This is a genomic window from Peribacillus sp. SIMBA_075 (genome assembly GCF_046534585.1).
Map to the genome: position 1 here is coordinate 1 of NZ_JAWRYN010001765.1, position 229 is coordinate 229.

Annotated in this window: 1 protein-coding gene; it reads left to right on the plus strand. The window is 48.9% G+C overall.

Annotated elements, in window-relative coordinates; all coding sequences use genetic code 11:
* On the plus strand, positions 1-229 hold a 229-nt coding region (locus SB775_RS34495; protein WP_410865790.1), incomplete at both ends, for a hypothetical protein.

Genomic DNA, 229 nt, shown 5'->3' on the forward strand with positions numbered 1-229 from the left:
TTGAGCATTTGTTTCCGCATAAGAAAGTGCGCCTGGGCGATCGTATTAATGTGAAAAACAAAGATGTGAAGCCGGCTATTTATGCGCGGGCCCGGGTACTTCGCGTGATTCGCAGCATTAGCAATCCAGCCTCCAAGCGCTACATCATCGGAGAAATCCGTGAGCAAAGCGAAGAAGAAGTCCGCAAGGTATTTCGTGAGCTCCAAGCCATCTATGGCGTCAAAATGAT